This is a genomic window from Clostridium sp. AF32-12BH, assembly GCF_003477935.1.
GTDB lineage: Bacteria > Bacillota > Clostridia > Lachnospirales > Lachnospiraceae > Brotaphodocola.
This window is the reverse complement of sequence record NZ_QUEH01000008.1, coordinates 1-26,293: the sequence shown is the minus strand read 5'-3', so window position 1 is coordinate 26,293 and position 26,293 is coordinate 1. Positions and strand designations below refer to the sequence as shown.

Genomic DNA, 26,293 nt, shown 5'->3' with positions numbered 1-26,293 from the left:
TGATGAAAAACGGAATGATTAGAATCGGTATGTTTGAGGCTTATCTGGAGCGAATGCTGATCCGGGGAATCAGGGCTGCTTACATCAGTTATTTTACCCGGACATTACAGGAGGCAAAGGCGATAGCAAGTACGATGTGCACCACCGAGCAGAACACAATCTGGCTGAACAAAAACGGACAGGAGAAGCGGTATAACGTGTTTGGCAGCTATAAAGCTTACTATGTGCCGATCATGCGCGGAAAAGAGCGGTTTTATCATGGAGTGATCTTAAATGCAGCGATTGGAAACGATTTGTTCGTTTCAAAAGAAGAAACTGCAGGAGAAGAACTTTATGAAATTCTGATGAAAAAATATCCGCTGCCACTGCTTAAGTGGTGGGGAAAACCAATCCTTTCATATGCACTGAGAGAGGGTCTGATCAATGCTTATTCCAATCGGCTTCATACGGAATGCGTTGAGACGGAATATTCTCTACAGGGAACGGATGACCTGAAAGAAATGCAGATATATGATCTTGTAACCTTTGATTATGAGGCTTTAAAGTCTGCTATCCAGGTCCTGTTTGAGCAAAAACAGATCTGGATCTCAAAGAAAGAGCAGCGCTCGATCAACTTTAACAGCATGGATGAGTATTTTCGACAGTACGGATCGACGCTCGTGGAAAATCTTGAAAATCTGCTGAGCCCGGAAAGCGAACTGAAAGGTGAGGTGGATGCATTTACCCTAAACTCTATCCGACTTTACCCTCAGCAGGCAGCCATGGTGAATGGTGTTACCACACACCTCTTAAATGGCGCAACTTTTTCCATCATCTGTGAGGGGATGGGCACAGGAAAGACAGCGCAGGCTGCTGCAATCTGCGAAAGCTATTTTGTGCAGAAGGAAATGCGACGCAGCCATAGAGCACTCAAGGATATTTATATGGATGAGTCCCTGGTAAAATACAGGAATCTCGTCATGTGTCCTGGTCATCTCCTTGAAAAATGGAAAGGGGAGATCGAACGCCAGATTCCATATGCAAAGGCAACGATCATAACCGATTTTTCCCAGTTGCTGGAGATTAGAAAGCGCGGGAGTCTGAGGGTTGGAAAAGAATTTTATATCCTCTCGAAAGATTTTGCAAAGCTCTCCTATAGCTTGAAGCCGGTACCGAAAAAGGAAATTGCTAAGATGGCGTATATGAAAAAATGCAGGAATCCAGACTGCGGAGTAGAAAATATGCCCGTCCGAAAATGTGTTTCCTGCGGCGGTAAAGACTTTGAAAAAGGGACAACTAAGATCGAGACAATCTATGGAATGAAATGCCCGTATTGTGGAGAGGTGCTTGCTGCCTATACAGCGTCAGGCGGTATCTGCGGGCTTACTGCTAACGACTTTGCGTATAAAACAGGGAGGAATTCCAACTGCATCTGGTGTGGGGAATCTTTATGGATGCCGCATGTAAAAAACATCGGTGCAAAGAAAATCAGCCCCTGGTACCGGGCAACATACTTCAGAAACAAAGCCCAAAAAGGAAAGACTACGGTCTGGGTACATAAAGAATATGCAAGAAAGTATTACGCAGAGAATGAGACGGAACCGATATCTGTTTCAGAAAGAGATGGGGTAAGAAAATACTCGCCTGCTTCGTATATTAAAAAATACATGAAAGGGTATTTTGACATCGCTATTTTTGATGAGTGCCATGTGTGTAAGGACGGAGACAGTGCCCAGGGAAATGCAATGCACTGCCTGATCAAGGCAACGAAGAAACAGCTTGCACTGACTGGAACCATCGCCGGCGGAAAAGCAGAGGATCTTTATTACCTGATTTACCGGCTGGCACCGTGGAAAATGACATCGAAGGGGTACCGCTGGACAGATGTTGCGAATTTTTCCAAGCAATACGGAAAAGTGGAGCAGCGCTATGAATATGCGGGATCATCTTCGGAGGAGGATCTTGCGGAGAAAGTATCTGCCCGCGGCCGGAGTTTATCGTCGCCAAAGACAAAGCCGGGAATCAGCCCTACGATCTTTACAGACTTTTTGCTGGATTGTGCCGTTTTTCTGGACCTTTCGGACATGTCATCCTATTTGCCGGATCTAAAGGAGATGGTTGTGACCGTTCCGATGGCAAGAGAGGTGGCCCGGGATCATTCCATTCTGGTGTCAAGACTGACTGCGTATGCAAAAAGAAGAGAAAGCGGTGGATTTGCGTTACTCAGCCAGGCATTACAATATGGGCTTTTTTATCCGGACATGCCGTATGGCAACGAAGAGATCCGTAATCCGGTTGATGGAGACATTCTGATCAGAGCCGCTCAGCACGATGAATACCGTTCGGGAGAAAAACTGCTGCCGAAAGAAGAAAAGCTCATTGAACTGATAAAATCAGAGCTTTCGGAAGGCAGAAAATCCGTAGTATTCGCTGAATGCTCCGGAAAAAATGAATGGAATGTCACACACCGGCTCCGGGATATTTTGGAAGCCGCGGGGATCTTTGCCGTTGTTGTGGAAGCGGAGAGCCCGGGAGCATTAAAGAGGGAAACCTGGATTCGTGAGCGGGCAAAGGACGGCGTGGAAGTATTTATCACCAATCCAAAACTCATCGAGACAGGAGTTGATCTGTGCTGGACGGAAGGCGAGAAGAAGTACAACTATCCGACCCTGATCTTTTATCAGCTGGGATACAGTCTTTTTACTGTCTGGCAGGCTTCCAGGCGTCACTACCGGATGAACCAGACCATGGAATGCAGAACGTACTATATGGCTTACGAAGGAACCGCGCAGGCGAAAGTGATTGAACTGATCGCGGAGAAGCAGGTTGCAACGGCAGCCATTCAGGGAAAGTTCTCCGTGGAAGGAATTTCTGCCATGGCAGAGGGTGTCGATGCGAGGGTTGCACTGGCATCAAGCCTGGCGGATCAGGATGTAAAGTCTGGAAGTGCCCTGCAAAAGATGTTTGATGTGCTCCACAGCTCTGACAAACAGGCTGAGTCGTATGTGACGATGCAGGTATACGAGGAGTTGCTTGGAAAAGAAGAGGTAGAACGACGTAAAAAAGCAAAGGAAGATGAGCTGTTTGAAAATCTGTTCGGCCAGTGGGATGAAGATTTTATGGATCTGCAGGAGCCGGAAAACGAGGAACCGGCAGTGGTAGTGCCACAAAAGCAGCCCATGGCAGGTATGGCAAATATTTTTTCTTTGTTTGATTTCTAAAAAGGAGGACGTTATGAACCGATATAAAAATGATAAAGCGGATGAAACACGCATGATCCGCTTCATTGATCCGAATTACCGGGAGCTGTTTCAGATCCCGGATGGTGCGTATGTAGAGGTGAAGTATCCGAACAGCACAGTCATTGTGGCCTGCGGATGTATGGATGAGTATCATCTGCGTTTTGGCAGTGAAGTTTACCATATCTGCGAATTGGCAGAACGTCTGGAACGATGCCAGGCAACCTGTGCTCCGGAGCCGGAGATTACGGAAGATGAGTGTGCCTGGAAGTTGGGTAATAAGGGCTATTTATATGTTCAGGTTTCGGAAGGTGGCTATGATTACCAGTTATACCATTCCGATTTTTCAGAGTGGGATGGCGGCCAGGTAGATACGGACGGCACCATGAATGAAGCCAAAAGGATGATTTTGGAAATGTATGAAATGGATACGCAGACGCATGAGCGTATCTTAACAGATGAACTGGAAAATTCAGTGGAAGAGAAAGGGGAAACATATGAGTAAGATGATGATCGTTGCAGCTACCAGCGAAAAGATGTTGGAACTGATGGATAAGATCACGATTGAAGAGGGGGTTATCAGCTTTCTGGCCAGTAATAAGGCAACGGCAAAAGGTTACCCGTGTATGTTTTCCGTAGAGGGAAAAACGACCACCGCCAGCGTGAAGTTCGAGGCTAAGATCAAAGGACTTGATGAAAAGGGTGAAGTGGTGCCGGTTGAGAAACTTTCCGTTTACTTGCCGGCGCGGTTTGCTGGTTCGGTCAGAGCTGTTGCGGAGCAGACCGACATTGTATATATGCAGTTTGAGGAAAAGCAGGTGACACTGCTTTCCCAAAAACCAGCTATTCAGATCCCGGTAGGCTTCGTGGAAGAACCGACCAAGGTGAAAAATCCGAAAACGGATGCATTTAGCATGAGTATTCCGTTGGAGAAAATCTCACAGTATTTACCCCACATGGCAACTACAAAAAGTGGGATCGGCTTCCTTCCGGTATTATCCGGAGAGGGCCCGATTTTGAAAATGGCATCCACGGATCGCCAGAACACGATGTTAACGGTGGATTTATCTCCAACGATGGTCCGTTTTGAAAGTAAAGACCGGTCTGAGGTAAAAGAGGAAGATTATAAACCTTATGTAGATGCAATTTCGACCTATCTGACGATCCAACCGGGAACACTGATCAGGATTCTGGCATGCAACAAAAGCTATAATCAGCTCGGTATTTCATTCCAGTTTGATGAGGAGCATAAAAACATCATTGGTATCGCTCTTAAGTGGCCGGATGCGATTTATCAGCTTCGCTTGAATATACAGAGCGCTGTTGATAAGCGGATGTATGAAGCGGCTTTCAGAAATACGGAAACCGTGCAGTATGAATTTCAGGCCAACAGCAACAGTTTAAGACGCGCGCTTAGCGTTATGAATGCAGGTGCCCAGAAGGTTGATACGGTAAAAGTTTCATTTGAAGGACAGATGATGAGCATCTCTGACATGAAGAATGATAACTTTGTATCAGCTATTGATGTCAAGACGACTGCGGAAAGCGGAGAGTGCTTTTACGAGAAGCTGTCCCTGTTTATGAATTTTCTGAAACCGTATACGGAAGATGTGAAAATTTATAAGGGCTGGTGCATCTGGACCAAGGATGATGAAAACCATTTCATTCATCTGGTAACGCTGCATACAGGACCGGGCAATCAGTCGACAAAAGGGGAAGAAGATCAGGAAGAGGAAACACAGGAAGAAGAAACGGAAGAAAGTTCCGAAGAAGATTCCAACAAGTAATTTGTTTGTTTATGGGAAAGCTGCTGCATCTGCGGCAGTTTCCCATGAATTTCTGGTTGTTCTGCATATATCCAGTATCCCAACCAAGTTAGGGTAATGGATATGGGCAGAAACTGTTCATAACCAATAGAAAAGATGAAGGAGGACATCAGGAATGTTCAGAAGATGGAAAGAAAATGGAAGGAAGGCACTTCTGACCATGCAGGCGGCAGTCTTAAGTGGAATGATGACGATCTGCTCTTATGCGGAGACGGTCCAGGATGCAAATTGGATGAAAGAAGATGCGACAAGCGGAGGACTTTTTACGGAAGCAATCACGAAGGTGCAGGATGTGTTCCGAAGCGGCTACTCTTTTGCGATTGTGGTGGCTGTGGGACTTTTTGTACTGCTCTTTATCTATGCAGGCGTAAAACTGTCATTTGGTGATACTTCTGACGCAAAGCAGACGAAGCAGAAGATATTCCGGATCTTCGTGGGCATGATCTGTGCGTTTGGGGCAATCTTCTTTGTAAGTCTGGTTTATAAGGCGGCTGGTGATGCGTTCCAGTAGAAAAAAACGGCCAGGTGCATGGATCGGAATTGTTTTAGCGAGTTCCTTTTTGCTGGTAGGTGCGATGAAAATGAGTGCCTATGCGGAACCGGCAGAATCAACTGAAACGGCAGAAATCACAGAGTCTTCAACCGGCGCGGGACTGTCGGATATGGATTTTGGAATGGGAGATGGGCAGATTGAGCTGGATCCATACGATCAGGTATCCGACTTTGGGTTTAGTGACAGCGAAGCGTTACAGAGCCCGATTGCCTCTTTTTACAGTTTATGCCTGTATTTGTCCATAGGCGGTATGGTTCTGTCATTGATCGTAGCAGGAATTAAGCTGGCGGCAAATGATACCGGCCATGGGAAACATCAATTTCTTGACGTGGTTGGAGCGAAAGTGATCGTGTTTTTTAGCATTAGCTGCTTAGTGGGACTTATCAATTTGTTTTTGGGCATGCTGCAGCATTAGAAACGGAGGAATGGCATGGATCAGCTGACAGAACTTAGACCACCGGATTTTACAGATGTGACAAAATGGTGGATCTTTTCAAACAAATCATTACTGGTGTGCCTGGGCGGCGGAGTGATTGCCTATCTTCTTTTTAAGATCACGGCAATGATCCACTTGGCTTTTCTGGGTGTGTGGCTTGGCGTGATGCTTGAGGCAGGACTTTTTACCGGGGTCACTTTTCCGGTCCCCGATTTTGGCAGTTCCCTGCTGGCATTTGGTGGACGTACTGCCGATGAGCTCATTATCAGTCTGATTGCGCATCGGTTAAATCGCAGAACTTATTACAAAAACACGGAATGGGAGGAAGAATTCTAAGATGGAAAGTATCAATCATCTTACTAGGCTTACGGCTGCGTTTTTAGGGCTGACCATTCTGGCTCTGGGAATAGCTGCTATCTGGCTTATCCGGATGAGAAAAAAGAACTTAAAGACAAAAAAGGCAGAAACAGAAGAAAGAGGGCTGTTTTCCCAGACGGATGAACTGGTACCGATTGATGAGATCGGGCCGGGGGTCATCGTGACAAATGGTGGGAAGAAATTTGTTGTTGTACTAAAATGCGGTGGCAGCGACTTTTACACAAAGCCGATTGGGGAAAAAGTAAGGGTCAAAAATAATTATGCTGCCTTTATTTCAGAATTTACGTCCAGGGTTACATACCGCATATATGGGGAAGACATTAACATGGATGGCACTGTCCGGGAATATGAGAAGATCTTAACCGGTCTTCAGGACATGCTTTTTGAGACGAATGAAGATTATAAAGCTCTCCGGAAAGAATTTGAAACAGTAAAGAGTGATTTTGATTCCGCAGAAACCCGGGAGCGTTCCAAACAACTGCTCCTGCTCCAGAAAAAGATAAAAGCATACAGTTGGCGCATCCGTCATGTGGAAAGCCAGCTGGCCTATATCGCGAAAGTGTCAGGACCGGATGCAGCTAGGCAGAACCTTATTCAGACATATGTACTTTCCTGGAGCGCTCCGCCGGACCTGGCAACGGTCCTAACGAAAGAGGAACTGTATCAGGAAGCTACAAAACATTTAAAAGAAGATATCAAAAAGCTGCTTCACAACCTGGTGGAGTGTGATGTAAAAGCGGTGCCCTGCAGTAAAGCGGAGCTCTTTAATATGCTCCATACGCATTATCACCCGATTACTGGAAATAGGTTCCGCTATGATGATCTGCTGGAGTCCAATTGGGACAGCCGGATCATGCCGTACCGGGAGGACACGGATTTAGAGGAATCCTTTACGGACGAACTGATTGATGAAATGTTATACGGAGGACTGCAAAATGGTTGATTTTCTTATGATGTTCAGTCTGTGCATCTGCGTTTTGTCGGGCGTGACGTTACTGATCGTACATATCGGGTCTAAGAAAAAGCAGAAAAAAGAAGAGGCGGAAGAGAAAACAGGATGTACTGTTTTTCATAGCGGGACGAAGAATGTGCCAAAGCCCATAAAAGAGCGTGCCGGGATTTTACAGGTGCTTGCGCCGGATGGTGTGAATACCATGCCGGTATCTTACATGACGCTGGATGATAACGGGATTGAACTTTATTATGCCGGTCTCTATATCGACAAACTGCCTGTAGAGGGCCGGTTTGCCCATAGTTTTGCCGGGATCTTCAATATGGATTATGTGGAGTCCACGGTCATCATAGACCCGCTCTTAGAGGAATCCCAGAAAAAGATCAACCGCCGGATCCGGTCACTGGACATGGAACGATCCGGGGAACGGGACAGAAACAGGCTCAGAATTTTGGATGGAAAGATTGCGGATGCAGAGCGGTGGGCCAGACAGATCGACTCTGACCAGTCAACCCTGTTTGAAACATATTTTCTATTCTTGATCCGCGCGGAAAGCTTAAAGCTTTTAACAGAACGGATTTCCGAGTTTATTTCCAGGGGAAAGGGGATTGGTTTTCGTTCCTGTTATGCGATGCATAAGGAGGCTTTTTTAACATCCCTCCCACTTAATGAGATATTTGAAGCAAAAATATCTGTCGGGAAAAATCTGAGTGTGAGTAAAAAGCCGATCAAGGGACATATTTTAAGCCAGGCCTATTTATCCCTGATCTTTAACCATACCACGAGCGAATATTTCCATGAAAAGGGCTGCGTATTTGGCCGATCTATCTATTCTGGAATGCCAGTTACGTTTGACCCGTTTGATAAGACCCATTTCTCCTATGGAGCCGTGATCGCTGGGCAGTCCGGATATGGAAAGTCGGCAACCGTGAAGCAGCTGTTTTCCAGGCAGGTGGATTTCGGCGTGCATATCGCGAACATTGACTATGAACCGCTTCCTGGCGATGGAAAGAGAGGTGAGTATTCTATAGTGGCAGAAGCAGTAGGAGGAGTCAATTATCTGATTTCCAATTATTCCGACTCCCAACTTAATTTTTTTGAGATCAGCGATGAGTATGAATATAACCGGGCAACCGGAGAGGAGATACCAACGCTGTATCTGGAAGAAAAGATTGTGGACATGACGAATATCCTGATGGTACTGGCAACCAGTTTTACGACCAATGGCATGGTCGGTGAATTTGAGCCGACGGAATATTCCCGTATTAAATCCATTATTTCAAAGAATGTAAGGAAAATCTATGCTGACTGCGGCCTTCGGGACAAGGATGCAGCGTCTCTTTATGAAACGGTGCCAGCATCCGGAGGATCCTTTGGGTCAGGGCGGAGAAAGAAGCGGCTGCCCCAGATGCATGATTTTTATCGTGCAATATTATTGGATGCGCGGGAGAATGTGGACAACTTCAAAGAAAACGCGTTCTCCCTCCTGTTGGATATATTTGAGGATCGCGTGCGTGAAATGTATTACTGTCCTCATTGCATGAAGGAATTCACAAGAGAAGAGCTGTCCACATTAAAAAGAACCGAGAGAGGTGCCCATGTCTGTAATAATCATGAAGAAGGCAAGATCTATTATCTGCGGGAAATTCATGGCAGTCAGGCATACCTAGATTGCCAGTCCACGCTTTCTATTGATATGTCGCTGCCGTTTCATAATTTTGATCTGTCGCAGATCACAGATGAGACGGAGCGTATTAACATGATCATGGTCGTGCAGTCTTATATTGAAGAAAACTTTATCAAGAAAAACTCTACCAATCCGAATAAGGCCCGGAAACTCATAGTGTCCACCGATGAGGCACACCGTATCCTGAAATTTGAAGGAGCACGCATGTTTGAGAATGCCCTATACCGCGTAGCGCGTAAACGTCATACAGCTCCATGGCTGATCCTCCAGTCCGTAAAGGACTTTGCAAAATACCAGGATACAGAGGAAATCTTAAAATCCACGGAGACCTTTATGCTGTTTCGCCATAACTATCTGGATGGGCAGTACATCAAAGATACTACAAACCTTACCCAGTCCCAGGTAGATACGGTACTTAATCTGGGCGGTACATCCGAGGCGAAAAAATATGGAGAGCTATGTCTGGTTGACATTCCTACGAAGCGCGCAGTGTTCATCCAGGCGGATTATCTAAAAGACAGCGAGTTTGATGTAGTGGAAACAGACGTAGAAAAGATTGCAGAACACGCAAGGATGAAACAGGGGGCATGAAGCAAATGAAACATATGCAGAACATCAGCAGAAAAACAATCCAGCTGCTGCTTCTTATATTTGTACTTACATTCTGCATGGCACCGGTATCTTCTTATGCGGATGGGCCGTGGACGGACCGTGCGGACCAGAGTATTTATGATTCCGCCGGGGACGCACCTGATTCCAGTACACCGGACATGCTGGACGGAGGAATTTTCGCCGAACTGCTGGGGGAGTTTTGTATAGGAATTGGTGACGGGCTGAATTTTTTGCTGACTTCTTTTGGGTGTGACTTAAACGCGATCATATTCGGAAGAGTGGGAGGTGCCTCTGCCCGTACTGGGGACGTGGCGCTGTTTTCCTTTGACATGGGGACCGGCAACATATATGGCCTGGTGGGTATGGCGATGTATGGGTACCTGCGGAACCTGGTTTTTACGCTTATGGTGCCAGTATTCTTATACTACCTGGTTGGTTTCCTCTACTCAAATGGCAATCCGCGGGTCAAGGAACGGCTGCTGGACATGACAAAACTATTTGTTGCCAGCAGCATCGGTTTTATTCTGTTCCCGCAGCTTTTGGGAATTGCTTTATACCTGAGAGATGCCATGCTCCATGCGCTCATGACTGGAAGCCAGTCGATGATCCTTAAGGTGGCGGACAGTGTTGGCTCCGGCGTCAACATGGGGGATAATTCCTATGCCTTTTTCTTTGGTTCGGGAGGAGACTACAACCTGATCAGCCAGTTCCGTGCAATGGCAAAGCCCAACGGTAAGGTCGTGTTTATTAATTCGATATTATATGTAGGCGCGGTCGTTTATCAGGCGTACCTGGCAGTCTGCTATATTTCCGCTGCCGTCTGCATGGTGGTTTTGGTGCTGTTGTTCCCGTTTGCTGCATTGTTTGAAATGGTCGAGCGGGGAACGATATCCAACTGGATGCGGCAGGTGCTTGGAATTTTATTAAACCCGGTGATTGATTCCTGCCTGCTGCTCATCCCCATGTTTTTTATGATCATCGGGACGGCCCAGGAAAGCAAAGGTTATGCCCTGATTGCACTCATTATCTGTGGCTGTATCATACCGGCGCGGGGGGTCATCCGTGGGTTTCTTCATATCGGAAATGGAATGGGAATGGAGCTTGCCGGGTTTGGAACCATTATGGGGGCCACAAGCCTGATGCGATCCATTGGAAGCGGGATTGGAGCAGCGGCCGGTGCGCTGGCCCATGCGTCCTCTGACGCAAAATCCGATAAGAGGAACGCGGATATGATGGATGATCTAGCAGATGTTCAGAAAAAGAAAGACCTGGAAGATGTAAATAAGGGCGAGGAACTCCAGAGTGAAATGGAAGATATCATAGGCAATCATCCGGATTTGAATGCGGATGATGCGGATACATCCTTCGCTTTTGGCTATCGGCCTACACCGAAAGAGGACATACATGAGAAAAGCCCTCATGCCCAGGCAGCAGCGACCGCGCAGAATATTGCCAGTGGTATTGATGCCATCGGAAGAAAGAAGGATTCTTTAAATGAGGATATCCGCTCCAATGATTCTAAAATTGCGTCCATTGGGGAAGAAATTGCCATGGATAATGAACAGATTGCGTCTATGAAGGCTGAAAAACAGGCGATCCAGGCGGAGCAGAATGAACAGAAAAAACGGGGGGATACCCCATCGGTGGATGGATATGCGAGGATCCGGGAACTGGATCAGGGAATTGGCGAAGCGGAGCATTCGCGGTCCATCCGTATGGAAGAACAGTCCAGGCTCCGCGGTGAGAATGCCCGGACGAAGGAGGAAATTGGACGTATTGATGCTCTGTCGGCCAGGGCCCAGAGTGCGATTTCACCATCCAGAAGCAGCTTTGGAGGCGGTGTGAGCGGACTAGGAAGTGGTATATCACAAGAAGAGCAGGAAATACTGGATCAATATGCAACCATTGATAATTTTGAGTCTCCGCAGTTTAAAAATATATCCCTGGAACGGAAAGCGGCGCTGTACCGGGAAAGAGCTGCAAAGACCAGGGTGAGAGGTGCGACAACCGCGGCAGGCACCATGGCCGGGATGACCTTTGGGGCAACGGCTGGGATGGCCATGACCGCATTCAGTTCTCCGGCAGCAAAGATGCAGATGACGGCCATAGGCGGCGCAATGGGTGCAAATGCCGGAAGCATTTTGGGCGAAGTTATGGCCGAGCCGGTATATGAAGGCGGTGTCGAACTTGTAAGAATGGGAGGCCCTCTTCTGCAGAAAGGTGCAACGATCCTGAAAGACAAGGCAGAAGCCTACAGAAACAATCCGGAAGGACTGAATGTTTACGAAGAGGAGCCGCAAAAAATGTTGGAAGTAAATGTGCATTCCTCATCAAAGCCGGCTGTTACGACCGTATCCCAGTCACAGGATAATAATCAGTCATCCGTAGAGACGGTTTCAGGACCGGGATCAAAGGAACAGCCGTCCTATCAGTCAGAAGTGGAAGCAGTAGGAAAAGATGCGGGAGCACAGTCTGGGCCGCAGGTGACTTATACAGAAACGGTTTCAGATGAAGATGCAGCGATCATGCAGCAATTCTATGAGGCAGAAATCCAAAAGCCTGAATTTCGCAGAACTATGCACCATGCGTATACGGACAGCGCGGTGAGTGCAAGGCAGGTTTATTCAGGGCTTAAAAACCGCATGGTAAATGCCACAAAAGAGGAACGTGCGGTTGCGAATGAGCAGATCATTGAAACAGCTTTTATGCAGTATACGAACACGATATTGGATAGTCTGGATGCTCCGGAGCATGTGGATCAGATCACATATCAGCAGGCGGTGGAAGACCGGCTACGGGAAGATGAACGCGGCCGGATAGAAAAATATTTAAGGAGTAAACATTTATTGTTTTAACGGAGGAGTATGAACATATTTACAAAAAGGATACAAATGAGGAAACAGAAACGGCTGAAACGAAAAAGTCTGGAAACAGAACGAATAAAAGCACAGCATGGCCTGGAGGATTCAACGGATATCATCATTGTGGAGCATCCCGATACGTTCTCCGTTATAATCCAGGCAGCCGGGCAGATTGTGCGGTTTTTTGCAGCCACTATTTTTGTCGGGTTCTGCCTGCTTGGGCTTTCGTCCGTATGTTTCCCGGGACCGCGCAAAGAAATGGTGGAAATCGGGATCGCACTGATCACACAGCTGCGGGAGTATCTTCCGTTTCTGAATGCAATTTTTTGGAGGTAGATTATGGCAAGACCAGTTCGGACTTCGAACTTATTAAAGGAAACGGCTGCGGATCATGAAAATCTGGACAGGATGGCAGACCAGGAAAGATTGGCGGTCAATAGGGCAGCCACTCAACCGCCTGTTCAGGAAAATGAATCCGTAATAGAGAAAGCAGAGGAAAAAGAGCCGTCTGTACAGGAAAAACTGGATGCGATCCTTCCGGATGACTTTTTTGGTGAATTTGAGGATCTGTTTAATAGTGAAGATGTCCATATAAAAGAGCAGATAAAACAGGATATGTCGCCGGATATTTTGCTGAAGGCCCCTGCAACTGTGACTGACGATGGGGCAGCGCAGGCGGTTTCAGAAGCAGCAGAAGAAAAAGCTGATGAAGAAGAAATTGCCCAGGCAGTCAACGAAAATACTGCTGAAAAAACGGGCAAAGAGATTTCTGTAGAGGCAGTAGAGAAAGCAGAGGAAGCGTTAAGACCAGAACCAGCTGCGGCCAAAACAGAAAAAATGCCAGACCTTTTGCCGGATACCCAGACACAGGAACCCAAACCCACAGTGACTGCCGGTAGAAAAGCTTTGGTAGAACCCATTCCAGAAACACGGGAACCGGAGAAAGTTATCAGACGTATGCCGGCGGAAGAGGATCTAACGCCAATGCATACGATAAACAGGGCAGTCCGGCGGACCTATAAACAGATCGGTTTAAGCCAGCCGGTTACAAGCGTGTCATTGCAGCAGATGACGATCTCTGTATATTCCCCAAAAGGTGGCGTAGGGAAATCCACCATTGTGAGGGAATTAGCCCATGTCTTATCGGATATGAAGAGAAATGGAAGACGGCTTAAAATTTTGGTGCTTGATGCAGACTGGGAATTTGGGGATGTGGACAGTGCGTTTGGTATCTGCCCATCACCCAATGTAATGGACTGGGTAAAACGGATCTGTAAAGACCGAGAGTGTCTGGGATACATTCCGGCCTATTCGCCGGTGGACATCGTATCCAGATATGTAATCGAATACGATGATCAGATTCATATCCTGGCCGGAAGTGATAATGCAATGGAAGCGGCGCGTCTGGATTGTGGCATTGCAGAGGTGATTATGGATAATCTGCGACGCTGCGATTATGACCTGATTTTGGTTGACAATTGCAACACCTTAAAGGATACGACCGTCATTCCACTGGAAAAATCGGATCTGATCCTGCTGATCCTTTCACTGGACACCTCCACGGTGCAGGATGCCCGCAATTTTCTGGATGCGCTCAGTGAATTTCGGATAGAAAAATCAAATATCCGAATGGTTATAAACCAGGTGCCGCTTGATGATAAAAAATGTGAGCTTGGCATATCCCATGTAGCCAGAATCCTTAATATGGAACCGACCTGTATCATTCATACAAATCAGGATGCCAGAAGTTTTGCGAATGTCGGGGAAGCAGCATCAAGTGATAAAAGATCCCTGTTTTCAAAAGAAATCAGAGCCCTTGCCAGGATAGCAGTCGCGGTAGATGAAGAACCGGAGAAGCCAGACAAGGGTTCCGGGGGATTTTGGCGCAGACTATTTGGCAGAAAGAGGTGAGTATGGAAAAGGAATTAGACCTTCTGATCGCAACGGAAATGAGTGGAGACGGTGATTCGGTAGCAGAAGAACTTCGGAGTGTATTTGCAAAACGCGGAGTCACGGTCCACAGAATAGAATTTCGCTCTGGAAAAGACAGTGTGATCCGGTCTGTCCGGGCCAATCCACAAATACACGCGGTGGTACTCAGCCAGTACCAGGATCAGGAAAAACTTTCCCCGCGCGACATTGATCAGATCTGCTCTACGGCGGAAGGTGATCTGCAGGTTTTTGTGGTAGTGTCTGAGATGCGTGGCAGTGACTATATGAAAGAAATTGAAAGCCTGGGAATTTATACGGCCGTCTATCAGGAAGATGCCAGTTTTGAAAAAATCGCAGAATGGTACTGCAACGGCCGGACGAAAAAAGAGGCCCGGGCATATTACGGGGTCGCCGGAGGGGACCATGTGGTCCAGTATCGCAACATGGACGTGAATGCCAGTATCCAGTATCTTTTGGAATATGACGGATCGTACACGGACCTGATCCAGAGAATGTCTGTACTGGTAAATGGGATTCCGGCCAGTCAGGTGGCATCTATCGTCTGCCAGCTCCCGGATCCTATATGTGATATGTTAAAACGGGAGCCGCGCTTTGCCCTGATCTGTCAGATGGCGGAAGAACAGTATGCATACCTTTATAAGCCTTCCGGTCAGCCAGAGAAAGAGGATGCAGGGGAAAAAGCGGACACGGCAAGGGAAGAGCAGCCGAAGAATAAGGCAATACGGCGATTTTTAAGAAGAAAACAGGAGAAAGAGACAGAATGTAAACCGGCAAAGAGGCAGGCATGTGAGATCGGGGTTATGGCGACCAACATAGGGGTTGGATGCACAACCATTTCCATTCTTCTTGCTAATACACTGGCACATGAGGGAAAGCGCGCTGCGATCGTTGAACTGGATGATGCGGATGGATGCTTTGAGCAACTCTGCCGCCAGGAGCGGGAGGAAGAGCAGGTGGATGGGATCACAAAGTTTGCAATCGGAACGCTGGATTACTATTACCATGTTCCGCTTCAGAAATTCCAGCTGGACTATAAGCCCTTATATGATTTTATTGTCTATGATTTTGGGTGTCTGGACCAGAAAACGATTTTTCATGTGTATGCGAGGATGCAAAACCGCTTCATTGTAACATCAAAGGCAGAATGGAAACAGCATGAATTAAAAGAACTTCTGAAAGATATAAAGGGAATGCCTGGGGAAGATGAGTGCAAGGTACTGATCAGTTCCCGCTGTGTCGGTTCGGACTTTGGAGATGTAAAGGAACTTTTGCCGGAGAATATGGTCCTTGCAGCAATTCCATATGAGAGCAATCCATTTTATCCAGGAAAAGCGTGCAGGCAGATCTTTTTAAAACTTCTGGATGGTACATACAAGGAAGAAAAATATAAAAGGAGCAATTCTGTTGAGCAGCGTTTTTCAGAACGGCCGCGCGACTTTAAAAAATTTGGGTTCCGGATAGTGACGGGAGCGCTATTAGTGGCATGTATGGGATTTATGGTATCGGCCTGCAGCGCAAACAACAGGTATAACCGGATGATCACGAAGGCAGATACATTCATTACAGGACTTGAGGAAGAAAACCGGCAGGCGGAAGATGAACTGCAAAAGAAAGAAAAGGAATTAAAGGCCCTGGAGCATGAGGTATATTATGCGCAAACCGACATTCCGGCCGGTCAACTGATAAGCGGAGACATGGTTAAAAAGGAGATCGTGCAGACAGAATTTGATGATAGCTTCTTTATCAATGCTTCGGATTTGGGAAGTGTGGCTGCCAGCATACCGATCAAGGCGGGAACGCCACTTATGAAGGCATTTACTGGTCAGATGTTTCAGGATCCGCAAAATGGTGATAATGACCTGCCGGATCTGGCAGATCTTGAGGATATTGGAATGGAAGGAGTGGAGAGTGCAGATGGTGATTAAACCCTGGTGCAGGTACTTTACAGGAAAATTCATCAGAGCATGGCCGGCAATTACTTTGCATGCTCCGGATATGAATGAAAAACTCTGGGATAAGAAACGGAAGCTGGAGGATGCGTATGACCGCGTCATGTCGGAACTGGAGAATTATAATGGGCCCACTTATGGCGGGGTTACGGAAACGGTGTTTGCATTGTTTGAACAATTTTACCGGAAGGTGCGGATGCTGGCGTTGCCGGTGAGTGGCTTTTCTCTGGTAATTGGTTTTTTGCTTCTATTACTGGTGCGCAGGGACAAGTTGTTGTTCCGCAGGATTTTTTTGACATTTATTGTGGGAATTCCGGGATTTTTTCTCCTGTTTACATGGGGAATCGGAATATTATTAAATTAAGAAGAGGAGGACAAATATATGAGTGAGAATGGAACCGGATTAGAATTATTAGGATTTTTAGGAGGAACCGCGAAATCTAAGGAGGCAGAAGCCCAGAAAAAACTAGATCAGTATGGGTACCTAATGGAGAAGGGAGAACTTTTGACGGACATCCGGTTTACTCAGGAAATCAAGGATAAGGGGTTGCAGGCATATGACGGGGATGTTCAGCTGATTATGCCGACAGAGGAATCCACGCTGTATAAAGGGATTTTCGGTTCAACTTATCTGCTGGAGCGCTGCTACAACGTGAAGATTACCAAAGTTGACCGGGAAACAATGACGGTTTACCTAAGTTATCGGGCTGCGCAGGCGGAATACCGGCCGGCAGCTCTGGAGAAGATAAAAAAATCCATAGAGTCAGGGGAAGAGTTAGAAGTAAAAGCTATCGTGGTCCTGTGCCGGGAACTTCAGAATTACATTGTGGTTGATCTTCTAGGGCTTTCAATACCAGGCGTGCTTCCATTTTCGGAATGGATCCATGGATATGCGGCAAACATCAAGGAACAGGCAGTTTCCGGAAAAATCATTGATGTGAAGATCAAAGGCTACACGAATAAGTCTACAGAAGAAGAGCCGCGGTTCCTTGTTTCCAGAAGAGATTGTGTAGAATCTGAATGGATCGGTATCGAGGAACGTTTCCCTCTGCATAGCAACATTATCATTGAGTGTGTGGAGATGCAGGGGAAGAACTGGATCGGCAAAATTCCGGGAGTTCCCAATATTTCTGTATACTGTTTTTATCCGAACCGTTTATCTCCGACAACAGGCGGACCGATCATTATCAAGATTGGCGGGCAGTATTCCTGTTTTGTGGCAGCCATTGATGCGGAGAAATGTATATTCCGTGTCAGGGTGAAAGATATGGTGGACCGGGGGTGAACTACATAGGCAATTGAATTACCGAGCATCTGATTACGAAGCATAGCTCCGTAGCTTCAGAGGTGCGTCCATGACACCCGTACTGCTACCCAGATGGGTTACACAGCTACTTTTATTGTTTTTGTACTGCTCAGCCCGGTTACGGGCATATCAATTTCTTTACCGGATACGGCATGATACTTTCTCAAAATATTATAAGCTCCTACTGCATCTGCATTGTAGATAACTGCATCTACAATGCAGATGCCACGCTTTTTTCGATTTCTTTTCTCTGCATAAATGTGCGATACTTTTTCTGACTGCGGCGGACATTGACTGGAATAGCTTTCTTCCTGTCTTATCAGGCAAATCCCTTTCATTTTAAGCTTATATTCTAACTGCATATAGATACGGGCATATGGCAGACTGTGAAGCTTCTGGTTGGTTTTCCTCCCCTGGTTTCTCTCTTTACGAATCCCCTTTATATCTCCAATTACAACCGTATGAATATCATTCTTTACACAATAGTTCGTGATACATCGTGTCATCTTATGAATATAATCTTTGATACAGTCATTTTTCTTTCGATAGAGTTTCTGCAGATGCTTAGATGTTTTCAGATCCTCCATTTCTCTTGCAGCCTGGATCCAGCCCCATTGTGACTGGACTCTCGCGATTTCCTTGTTATAAAAATAAAAATAAGAAAGAGAAAGATATTCCCTTCCAAATAAAGAAGGAAAATATCGGCCTGATCGAAGTAATGGGACTGGCTGTTCTTCCAGCGCGGCTGAAAAAAGAAATGGCTCTTCTGGAACAATATATCCTTGAAAAACAGGATATCCGCAGTAATCCGCAGATCGAAAAGCACGCAGACTGGGTGGATACATGGATAGGCTCCTATGAAATTACAGAGGGTAACATTCATTCCATTCTGCAGAAAGAAATAGGAAAAGTGTTTGTCCGGGTTCTGGAATGCGCCGGTGTATATAAGAATACAAAAGAGGGAAGAATTGCTTTCGGACGGTTTATCGAAACTTTGTAAAAGCCGATACGAACTGACCGGCAGCATGCGGTTTCAATTTCATAATTTTTACAGAACCCTTTCTATTAAGAAACTTCATAGGGATGGCCTATACAAGGTCGTCTTTGTGAAGTTTTTTACTAGGGCTTGCGCAGGCAGAGTATATTTGTTAGAATAGAGAACAAATGTTTGCAAAAAATAGAAAAACAATTTCCGGAAACTTCAATTTTGGGAACCGGAAACAAAGAAGGACTGATTATATATGCAGAAGAAAATGATACTGAAAAGTGATATGCGGGTGTATTTTGATATGGATGGGACGATTGCAAAATGGCGCGATGTTCCAGTGGAGGAAAGCAGAAAACCCGGATATTATACAGACCTGGAACCGGAAACAGAATTATTGGACTTTTTAGGTGCCGCCCTGAAAGCAGATGAGAATATGAATATCTTATCCTCATACTATACAGATACCAGAGCGCTTCTGGAAAAGAAAAAATGGCTGGATAAGTACCTGCCGGGAATCAGCTCTTCGCACTGTCTCTTTGTTCCTTATGGGGAAAATAAAGCGGAATTTGTTGAAACCATGCTGCATCGGAAACTGGGAAAGATGGACATCCTGGTCGATGACCATACACCAAACCTTAAGCGCTGGGAAACGGCCGGAGGTACGGGCGTAAAATGGCTGAACGGAATCAATGGAAAGAATGGCCGGTTTGAAGGCATCCGGGTAGGCAGTGTTAAGGAACTGAAAGCAGCATTCGATGAGATTGCGGATAGAAAATAATACGATATTAGAAGGACTGCAGGCATTTTGTTCTGCAGTCTTTCTAATATATACATATGGTTGCGCCAGAAATTATGGAAAGGCAACCGCAGTAAACCTGGCATCTGGATGAGCGCACAAAGATGATGCACCCTATCAGATAAAGACGGAAGCATAAAAGATACCATATTCATAGCGAAATTCAGTTATGCCATGATGACGCTGCGCAATGGCCCAGACCGAGGCGGTTCCGGTGCCAGAGCCTTCATGCTGCCGACAGCCTTTGCCTTTCAGTTCTAATAAAACACCTAAATGCTCCTGCATGGAACACATGATATTGATGTCGCCAAGCACATATTTACTTTCATATCCGTATTTTCCATAATCTTCATAAAGCATATAATCAGATTTCAGCTGTAATACATCACGAATAATCGCCAATGCGTCCGTAGTAGGAAAGCGGACACGGAAGTAACCAATCAACAGGAAAAGAGGTTCTTGTGGATTGAAACGCTCAATCTGTTTTTCTAGGACTTCTTTTAATTCATCATTCAATGGCTGTTTTCCTTTTTCAATGCGGTTGTAATATTCACGGCTGATACCACAGGCAACAGCAAGCTTTGTTTGTGTTACTCCGTATTCCTCACGCTTTTGTCTTAGTTCTTCAATAAAGTTTTTATCATTCATTTTTAAATTCCTCCAATTAAAAAAGGCAACTACCATGTATTGATAATTGCCTACATTTCTGTTAAAAAAAGACAATCAATTTCTTATTTGAAATCAACTGTCTTTCTTATGTCTTATTCAATTTTTCATAGTGATAATGGCATAATTTATATCACGCCATGTAAAATGCGGTTTTACCTTATAAATACAGCGTTTTCCGCTTGTTAGTGTATATTGTCTCTTGTTTTTTGTGCCCCCCTTGTTAGATAACGGGGGCTTATAAGGCTCGCTAAAGCTCGCCCAACCGCCAAAGTGAACCAGCCACAGCGTCGGAAAGTCTGAGGACTTCCGCCACCGTGTCTGGATCACTCCGTCGGTTTGTTAGTTTTAAACTTATTCTCTGATATAAACTGGGATTTGTATGTTATTCAATCCAACGCTTCATATAATCGCCCTCTTGATAGTTATATACTCGTTTGCCTGCTTCTTTTTTCAATTACTTCAGTATCTGATAGCTCATCATAAAAAGAATAACCATCAGGCCTAAAAATATCTTGACCAGTTTCTGATACATCGATGTTGCCGGACTTATGAGTGGGTTCCAGGTTTCCTCTGTGCCAGGCATATTGTTTTTATTGCTCCAATTTTCTCCAGTTATCTTCTGGGCATAGAGACGGTTGGATGCATAAGAGAGCATTTCCTTGGCGGCTTCTGCCTCGTGTTCTGACAATTCAAGGGTTCTGCCATCTGCGAAAGAGAGCATTTTCCATTTGCCTGCTTTCTTTCTCGGGGAGGCCCATCCGCTGATGTCTGTGAGAAGCGGAAGATAGTAAACACCGGCGGCGTCCTGTTCGTCAATGATAAAATGATGAGTGACCGTGAACGATCTGTTGCTGGAAACTGGCTGCATGAGAAAATATTCCGTACAGAAAAGCTCTCTGATCTGCTTGCGCTGTCCCCATGCATCGAAGCAGGAAAGTGTCCGCATGACCGGACCAATGGCGATAAGAACGAGAAACACTGCGCCTGTCAGCAGCAAAAAGACTGCGTATATCATAATCGACGAGTAATCACTGAAAGGCGATGCCGCTTCCCGAAGCATCACTCCACAAAGTGGAATCACCAACGCAGCTTCCAGCAGGGAAATCCCACGAAAAATGGCATTCTGGCAAAACAGATAATAAAAGCTGACAAAGGTATCAGCATTCTGCCCACTATGGTAGCGAAGCGGAATTCGCATAAGCAAAAGTTCAGACAAAAGGCCGACAAGCAGCACCACTTCCTTGCATACAAGGATATAAATTCCATACATCCATATATAGAGCCAGGTTCTGCGGGAGCCATAAAGGGCCAGTAAATCTCCAGCCTCCGCATTTTCCAGAACACTACTCAGGATATTTTCCCCGAAAAACAGGTGATAACCGATGCCCAATATCAGTATGATCCATGCAATATAATCAGGAATGCAGGACAGCACCCAGCGTTTGCGGCTACCGTGTTCAGGCCTCCTTTGTCGTAAGAGCCCGATTCCCCATAGAATCGGATAAAGAAATACAATAAGAAGCAGCGTAAAATTCGTTTGTGGCTGTATTGCCGTTATAAGCAGGCTCAGGCGTTTGGCCTGTGAAGCTATGCTCTGCAGATTCGGTACATGCGCAAAAATTGATAGTATCGACACGAAAATTACTGCAAAGACTCCTGGTATCGCCATCAGACTGAATGTTTCCGCTTTTGACTTGCGTTTCACCAGATTATATAGGTCGCTAAGATACAGACCTGCATTCAGATAAAGAAGTATCATTGTAAGCCAAAAGTCTGGTAAATAATCGGCATCCACCGTATATAATTGAAAGAAATCCAAGAACGCCTCTATCATTTTTTACTCTTCTCCCTATTGAGATTTATCCTGTTTATTCTTACGGAAACACCCTTGTTCATAGTCATTAAAAATGTCTCCTTTACAAATTCTAATTTGTACATCTTTTTGTGTCTACATTATATCATTTTCTAATGCTTGCAACAATAATTCAAAATCTTAAGGTTACTATTTTTTTCTGCTTTTGAAAAATTACTTACCCGTCTATGATTTGTAAAGGGTGCTAAGCATTGCTTACGCAACAAGCCCTTGGCAAATCATATCCCGATAAGTTTAGAGTAATCAAGCATAAATGAAATAGTCTGTTGTTTCAAGGCAACGAAAAAGAGATACCAGCACATTTATGCAGTATCTCCAACTTAATAGCATTATTCTTTTATTCGCAAGCAGGTAAACACAGGTTATTCCTTAATATCCTTTTGTTTGGGAAACTCCAGGAAAATTATCACCAACCGCTGTAGGTCAGCATACGATGACGGCAGAATATGAACTCACAAATACAGAGAGCACAAATTATCAGAAACCAGATCAGGCAGCTTTTTCGTTTGAAATCGGTAAAGCCGATGAAAACGAGGTTCAGATCGTGACTGTGGATGGAAAAGTTTATGGAGATGCACCATTTGACCTGGAAGTAAGCGGACAAAAAGGTACGGGAGCAGTAATCTATTCAGTGCCGGAAGATAACGGCGTTTTAGAATTGCCTGACAATCATGGCAGCGATGTGAAGATTATCGGTGCCGGATCTGTCATGGTAACAGCTCAGATTGCAGGCGATGAGAAATGTAATGGTACGACTGTGACAAGAAAGATCACCATTGGTAAAGCAGCTGCACCGCAGATCATCTGGCCAACTGCTTCCAGTGTAGAGGCAGGAAGTTCCTTAAGCGCATCTGTTCTGGCCGGAGGAAGCACGGAGTATGGAAGCTTTACCTGGAAAGATCCAGCGCAGCTGGCAGAAGCAGGAACACACAGCTATGAAGTGGAATTCACACCGAATGCAGGGGCAGCCCTAAATTATGAGATCCAACCGATGATCGGAGTTGTAGAACTTACAGCAACAATGCCAGCATCAGATAACAGGAATCACAATACAGCTGACAGAGATTCTTCCTCTGACCGTGATGCATCCTCTGCCGCAATCAGAAAAGATCCGATCGAGGGAAGGATCAGCAGTGATCGTGGCATCATAACCGGCGCAGCTAACAGTACGGCCAATGACGGTTACAGTCACTGGATACAGGATGCATATGGATGGTGGCTCCGTTTTGCGGATAACAGCTATCTGAAAGGAAGATCCGGTATTTCGTATGCATGGGAACATGTAAACGGAAGCTGGTGGGCATTTGATGAGAATGGTTACACCAAAACTGGGTGGTTACGGGATGAAACATTTGGCGGCTGGTTCTATATTGATCCAAAACGAGGTATGCAGACTGGCTGGGTTCTGATTGACGGTGTATGGTACTATTTCCATCCGGTATCTGATGGTAGAAAGGGCATTATGTATGCCGGACAGAAAACACCAGATGGATATTATGTAGATGAAAATGGTGCATGGGATGGCAAAGAAAAATAAATCATCCGGAATATTAATGGTCGGAGGTGTGTATGAAAAGAGTTAAAATCCTGGTGTGTGGGTTTAGCCTTGCGATCGCACTGGTAGCATTGCCGTTCCCGTATATAGACGATATCACATCGGGCCTCGGTTTCAGCATTGCTGCAGTGCTTTTGGCCTGGTTTGGTATTCTGGAGAGGAGAGGAGCAAAAGATGGTTACAAACGTGATGTGCGGTTATATTCAGCCAGTACCATGATGAAAGTGGTGCATGTGGAAGAGTCTGAATATGACAGGTGGGAGGATCAGCCTGATGGAAGTTCAAAGCTGCGCCGCGAAAAGGCATATCTTCCAACTTACGAATATTCGGTGAATGGAATAACATACCGGTACCTCAGTTTTCAGTCGGTTTCCGGTAAACGAGATGTGGGAAAGCAGGTGGTTGGATATTATATGCCAGACCGGACGGATCTCATCACGGAAAACCGCCCAAGAAAGCCAGTGTTTGGTGGATTTTTATATTTCTACGGTGCTGTGATCTGTCTGTTTTTCGGAATTGAGACATTTACTGGAATGTGATGGCCAGATGTTGATATCATATAGGGCGCGACTTATAGTAAAATATTCCTGGCATATTTTAATGAAGCATTAAGTAGTTTGTTTGACGAGCACACATTATTTTGTTGTAATTTAATGTGTGTTCGTCATTTTTTGATTGACATTCACACATTATTTCTGCATAATATAATGTGTGAATGTTAAAGTGAGGTGAGAAACATGACCACCAGGGAAAAAATAGAAGAACTTCTGGAAGCATCGAAGGATGGTACAATATCCACATCCCAGGTGACGGAAGCCGGACTTCACCGCGGCATTCTGCAGGAGTATGTTAAGAGTGGTGAAATGTACCGTTTTGGTCGCGGCCTGTATGTGCTGAGCAATGTGTGGGAGGACGATTTTTACCTTTTGCAGCGTAAGTATGGACGCGGAATCTATTCCCATGATACTGCACTGTACCTGCTGGGTTATTCGGACCGTACCCCGGCGAAATATACGATGACCTTTCCGAAAGGCTACAATGCACCGTCTTTGAAGCAAGAGAACTTGATCATCAAGCGTGTTGTACCGGAAAATTATGAGTTTGGGCAAATCCAAATTAAATCTTTGTCCGGCAACCCAATCCGCGTTTATGATTTGGAGCGGACGCTATGCGATATCCTGCGCGGCAGCGGCAGCGATATCCAGATCGTCAGTGAGGCTATGAAACGCTATGCGGCCTCCAAAGACAAAAATATTCACAAACTGATGAAGTACGCAGATCAGCTTCGCGTGAAGCCGAAGGTCCTGCGTTATATGGAGGTTCTCTTATGATTACAAAAAATCCAATGCAGTTAAAAGCCTTTATCAAAAATAAGGCAGCAGAGAAGCATATTTCTGCACAGCTTGTCATGCAGAACTATATGCTAGAGCGACTGCTGGAACGAATTTCGCTTTCGCCCTATAAAAACAATTTTATTCTCAAAGGCGGTTTCCTGATTTCTGCTATTGTAGGGCTGGATACGCGGGCAACCATGGATCTGGACACGACAATCAAAGGGTTCACTCTGACCCATGAAGCGATCCGGAAAATTTTTACGGATATCTGTACTGTACAGATTGCCGATGATGTGCAGTTTGCGGTTGTCGGAATTTCTGATATACGGGAAACGGATGATTATCCCGGCATCCGGGTTGGGCTGAAAGCAAACTATCCGCCGATCAGTGTACCGCTGACGGTGGATGTTACTACGGGCGACATGATAACGCCCCGTGAGGTGGAATACACATTTTCCATGCTGTTTGATGATCGCCAGATCAGTATTCTTGCCTACAATCTTGAAACGGTGCTGGCGGAAAAGCTGGAAACGGTGTTATCCCGCAACATTGCAAATACCCGTCCGAGAGATTATTACGACATACATATCCTGTATGCGCTGCGCGGTGAAGAGTGTGATAAAGAAACACTACGCCAGGCTCTGGAACGGACAACAAAAAAGCGCGGCAGCGGAGCGATTCTTACGGACTACATGGAAATCTTGAAAGAAATCCGAGAAAGCGATACCCTTCGTAAGTTGTGGGAAAAATACAGACGCGAATATGACTATGCAAAAGATATTTCTTTTGAAGATACCTGCAATACCGTTCAGGAAATTATGAAAGCAATTATATTGTAAGCGAAAGATTACAGGGCGTAGAGCCTCACAGTAACGGAAAAAAGAATGCGTATGATTACTGCTACAGCAACAGAAATGCAGAATAATTTCGGTCATTATCTCAACTTTGTGATGTCTGTACAGGAGAGTATCGTAACAAAGAATGGAAAAGAAGCCGGAAGGTTTACTTCAAAAGAGATAGCGGTATTTTACTCTGGCAGATTCCTTTACGGGAATTTACTTTGGAAAGTTTTAATGTACAATTTTTAACGATATTGAACTTGGTACAATAAGGAAATCGGCAAACCAGATGAAAGTCTGGGACGCAAAGCTACAGGGCCTGTAAAATGGCAGCCAGTTGCATGAAATGACGTGCACTGTCTGTTTGACAGTGTTTTTTTACGGAGTTATTTCACAGACGTAACAATAATGATTTTATCAGGAAAGAAAGAGGTAAAGTATGAAAAAGGCAAAACGTTGTTTGATAGCAGTGGTGTCAGGTGTACTTGTAGCAACTGCTGTCTTGTCT

At 45.5% G+C, this 26,293-nt stretch carries 21 protein-coding genes, 2 pseudogenes and 1 riboswitch; of the genes and pseudogenes, 20 read left to right on the top strand and 3 right to left on the bottom strand.

Annotated features, from left to right (window positions below; translation table 11 throughout):
- Nucleotides 1-2: 2 nt before the first annotated feature.
- From DWZ40_RS09395 to DWZ40_RS09330, 14 genes are all read left to right on the top strand, one after another.
- The gene (locus tag DWZ40_RS09395) at nucleotides 3-3,200 is read left to right on the top strand and encodes a hypothetical protein (protein WP_118542799.1); all 3,198 of its coding nucleotides are present in this window, start codon (nucleotides 3-5) and stop codon (nucleotides 3,198-3,200) included.
- A gap of 13 nt (nucleotides 3,201-3,213) precedes the next feature.
- Complete coding sequence (locus tag DWZ40_RS09390; protein ID WP_118542798.1) at nucleotides 3,214-3,723, top strand: LPD16 domain-containing protein; 510 nt, start codon at nucleotides 3,214-3,216, stop codon at nucleotides 3,721-3,723.
- Nucleotides 3,716-5,005 (top strand): hypothetical protein, encoded by a 1,290-nt coding sequence (locus DWZ40_RS09385; protein WP_118542797.1) that lies wholly within the window; start codon nucleotides 3,716-3,718, stop codon nucleotides 5,003-5,005. The genes DWZ40_RS09390 and DWZ40_RS09385 overlap by 8 nt, the downstream gene beginning before the upstream one ends.
- 154 nt (nucleotides 5,006-5,159) lie before the next feature.
- The gene (locus DWZ40_RS09380; protein ID WP_118542796.1) at nucleotides 5,160-5,555 is read left to right on the top strand and encodes a hypothetical protein; all 396 of its coding nucleotides are present in this window, start codon (nucleotides 5,160-5,162) and stop codon (nucleotides 5,553-5,555) included.
- Nucleotides 5,542-6,012: a hypothetical protein gene (locus tag DWZ40_RS09375; RefSeq protein ID WP_118542795.1), complete on the top strand. Its 471-nt coding sequence runs from the start codon at nucleotides 5,542-5,544 to the stop codon at nucleotides 6,010-6,012. Before DWZ40_RS09380 ends, DWZ40_RS09375 begins: the two co-directional genes overlap by 14 nt.
- A 15-nt stretch (nucleotides 6,013-6,027) precedes the next feature.
- Complete coding sequence (locus tag DWZ40_RS09370; RefSeq protein WP_118542794.1) at nucleotides 6,028-6,369, top strand: hypothetical protein; 342 nt, start codon at nucleotides 6,028-6,030, stop codon at nucleotides 6,367-6,369.
- A 1-nt stretch (nucleotide 6,370) separates the two neighbouring features.
- Nucleotides 6,371-7,354, top strand: coding sequence for a hypothetical protein (locus DWZ40_RS09365; protein ID WP_118542793.1), 984 nt, complete (start codon nucleotides 6,371-6,373; stop codon nucleotides 7,352-7,354).
- Nucleotides 7,347-9,641, top strand: coding sequence for a hypothetical protein (locus DWZ40_RS09360; RefSeq protein ID WP_118542792.1), 2,295 nt, complete (start codon nucleotides 7,347-7,349; stop codon nucleotides 9,639-9,641). Before DWZ40_RS09365 ends, DWZ40_RS09360 begins: the two co-directional genes overlap by 8 nt.
- 5 nt (nucleotides 9,642-9,646) lie before the next feature.
- Nucleotides 9,647-12,517 (top strand): hypothetical protein, encoded by a 2,871-nt coding sequence (locus DWZ40_RS09355; protein ID WP_118542791.1) that lies wholly within the window; start codon nucleotides 9,647-9,649, stop codon nucleotides 12,515-12,517.
- 36 nt (nucleotides 12,518-12,553) lie between these two features.
- A complete protein-coding gene (locus DWZ40_RS09350; RefSeq protein WP_118542790.1) occupies nucleotides 12,554-12,859 on the top strand; it encodes a hypothetical protein in 306 nt (101 codons plus the stop codon).
- A gap of 3 nt (nucleotides 12,860-12,862) precedes the next feature.
- Nucleotides 12,863-14,434 (top strand): AAA family ATPase, encoded by a 1,572-nt coding sequence (locus tag DWZ40_RS09345; protein WP_118542789.1) that lies wholly within the window; start codon nucleotides 12,863-12,865, stop codon nucleotides 14,432-14,434.
- A gap of 2 nt (nucleotides 14,435-14,436) precedes the next feature.
- Complete coding sequence (locus tag DWZ40_RS09340) at nucleotides 14,437-16,401, top strand: hypothetical protein (RefSeq protein WP_118542788.1); 1,965 nt, start codon at nucleotides 14,437-14,439, stop codon at nucleotides 16,399-16,401.
- Nucleotides 16,391-16,789, top strand: a complete 399-nt coding sequence (locus DWZ40_RS09335; protein ID WP_118542787.1) for a hypothetical protein — start codon at nucleotides 16,391-16,393, stop codon at nucleotides 16,787-16,789. The genes DWZ40_RS09340 and DWZ40_RS09335 overlap by 11 nt, the downstream gene beginning before the upstream one ends.
- An 18-nt stretch (nucleotides 16,790-16,807) precedes the next feature.
- Nucleotides 16,808-17,710 (top strand): hypothetical protein, encoded by a 903-nt coding sequence (locus DWZ40_RS09330; protein WP_118542786.1) that lies wholly within the window; start codon nucleotides 16,808-16,810, stop codon nucleotides 17,708-17,710.
- Between the two features lie 98 nt (nucleotides 17,711-17,808).
- Here DWZ40_RS09330 and DWZ40_RS09325 read toward each other — a convergent pair whose 3' ends face one another.
- Nucleotides 17,809-18,336, bottom strand: coding sequence for an IS200/IS605 family accessory protein TnpB-related protein (locus tag DWZ40_RS09325; protein WP_243035300.1), 528 nt, complete (start codon nucleotides 18,334-18,336; stop codon nucleotides 17,809-17,811).
- Between the two features lie 80 nt (nucleotides 18,337-18,416).
- On the opposite strand from DWZ40_RS09325, the pseudogene DWZ40_RS09320 reads away from it, so the two are divergent.
- Nucleotides 18,417-18,731, top strand: a pseudogene (locus DWZ40_RS09320) (galactose-1-phosphate uridylyltransferase); the annotation flags it as partial.
- 241 nt (nucleotides 18,732-18,972) lie between these two features.
- The gene (locus DWZ40_RS09315) at nucleotides 18,973-19,497 is read left to right on the top strand and encodes a hypothetical protein (RefSeq protein ID WP_118542784.1); all 525 of its coding nucleotides are present in this window, start codon (nucleotides 18,973-18,975) and stop codon (nucleotides 19,495-19,497) included.
- A 249-nt stretch (nucleotides 19,498-19,746) separates the two neighbouring features.
- Here DWZ40_RS09315 and DWZ40_RS09310 read toward each other — a convergent pair.
- Nucleotides 19,747-20,163, bottom strand: a pseudogene (locus DWZ40_RS09310) (helix-turn-helix domain-containing protein); the annotation flags it as partial.
- A 475-nt stretch (nucleotides 20,164-20,638) separates the two neighbouring features.
- Nucleotides 20,639-21,619 carry a hypothetical protein gene (locus tag DWZ40_RS09305; protein WP_118542783.1) on the bottom strand — a complete coding sequence of 327 codons (981 nt, stop codon included), beginning with the start codon at nucleotides 21,617-21,619 and terminating at the stop codon, nucleotides 20,639-20,641.
- An 871-nt stretch (nucleotides 21,620-22,490) separates the two neighbouring features.
- Between DWZ40_RS09305 and DWZ40_RS09300 the strand changes: the two genes are divergently transcribed.
- The 4 genes from DWZ40_RS09300 to DWZ40_RS09285 all read left to right on the top strand — a co-directional run bounded on the left by DWZ40_RS09300 (nucleotide 22,491) and on the right by DWZ40_RS09285 (nucleotide 25,785).
- Entirely contained in the window at nucleotides 22,491-23,594 is a 1,104-nt protein-coding gene (locus tag DWZ40_RS09300) for a hypothetical protein (RefSeq protein WP_118542782.1), read from the top strand.
- Nucleotides 23,595-23,626: 32 nt separating this feature from the next.
- Nucleotides 23,627-24,151: a hypothetical protein gene (locus DWZ40_RS09295; protein WP_118542781.1), complete on the top strand. Its 525-nt coding sequence runs from the start codon at nucleotides 23,627-23,629 to the stop codon at nucleotides 24,149-24,151.
- Nucleotides 24,152-24,349: 198 nt separating this feature from the next.
- Entirely contained in the window at nucleotides 24,350-24,943 is a 594-nt protein-coding gene (locus tag DWZ40_RS09290; protein WP_118542780.1) for an AbiEi antitoxin N-terminal domain-containing protein, read from the top strand.
- Nucleotides 24,940-25,785 carry a nucleotidyl transferase AbiEii/AbiGii toxin family protein gene (locus DWZ40_RS09285; RefSeq protein ID WP_118542779.1) on the top strand — a complete coding sequence of 282 codons (846 nt, stop codon included), beginning with the start codon at nucleotides 24,940-24,942 and terminating at the stop codon, nucleotides 25,783-25,785. Before DWZ40_RS09290 ends, DWZ40_RS09285 begins: the two co-directional genes overlap by 4 nt.
- A gap of 269 nt (nucleotides 25,786-26,054) precedes the next feature.
- Nucleotides 26,055-26,130: riboswitch (cyclic di-GMP riboswitch) on the top strand.
- The last annotated feature ends 163 nt before the right edge of the window (nucleotides 26,131-26,293 follow it).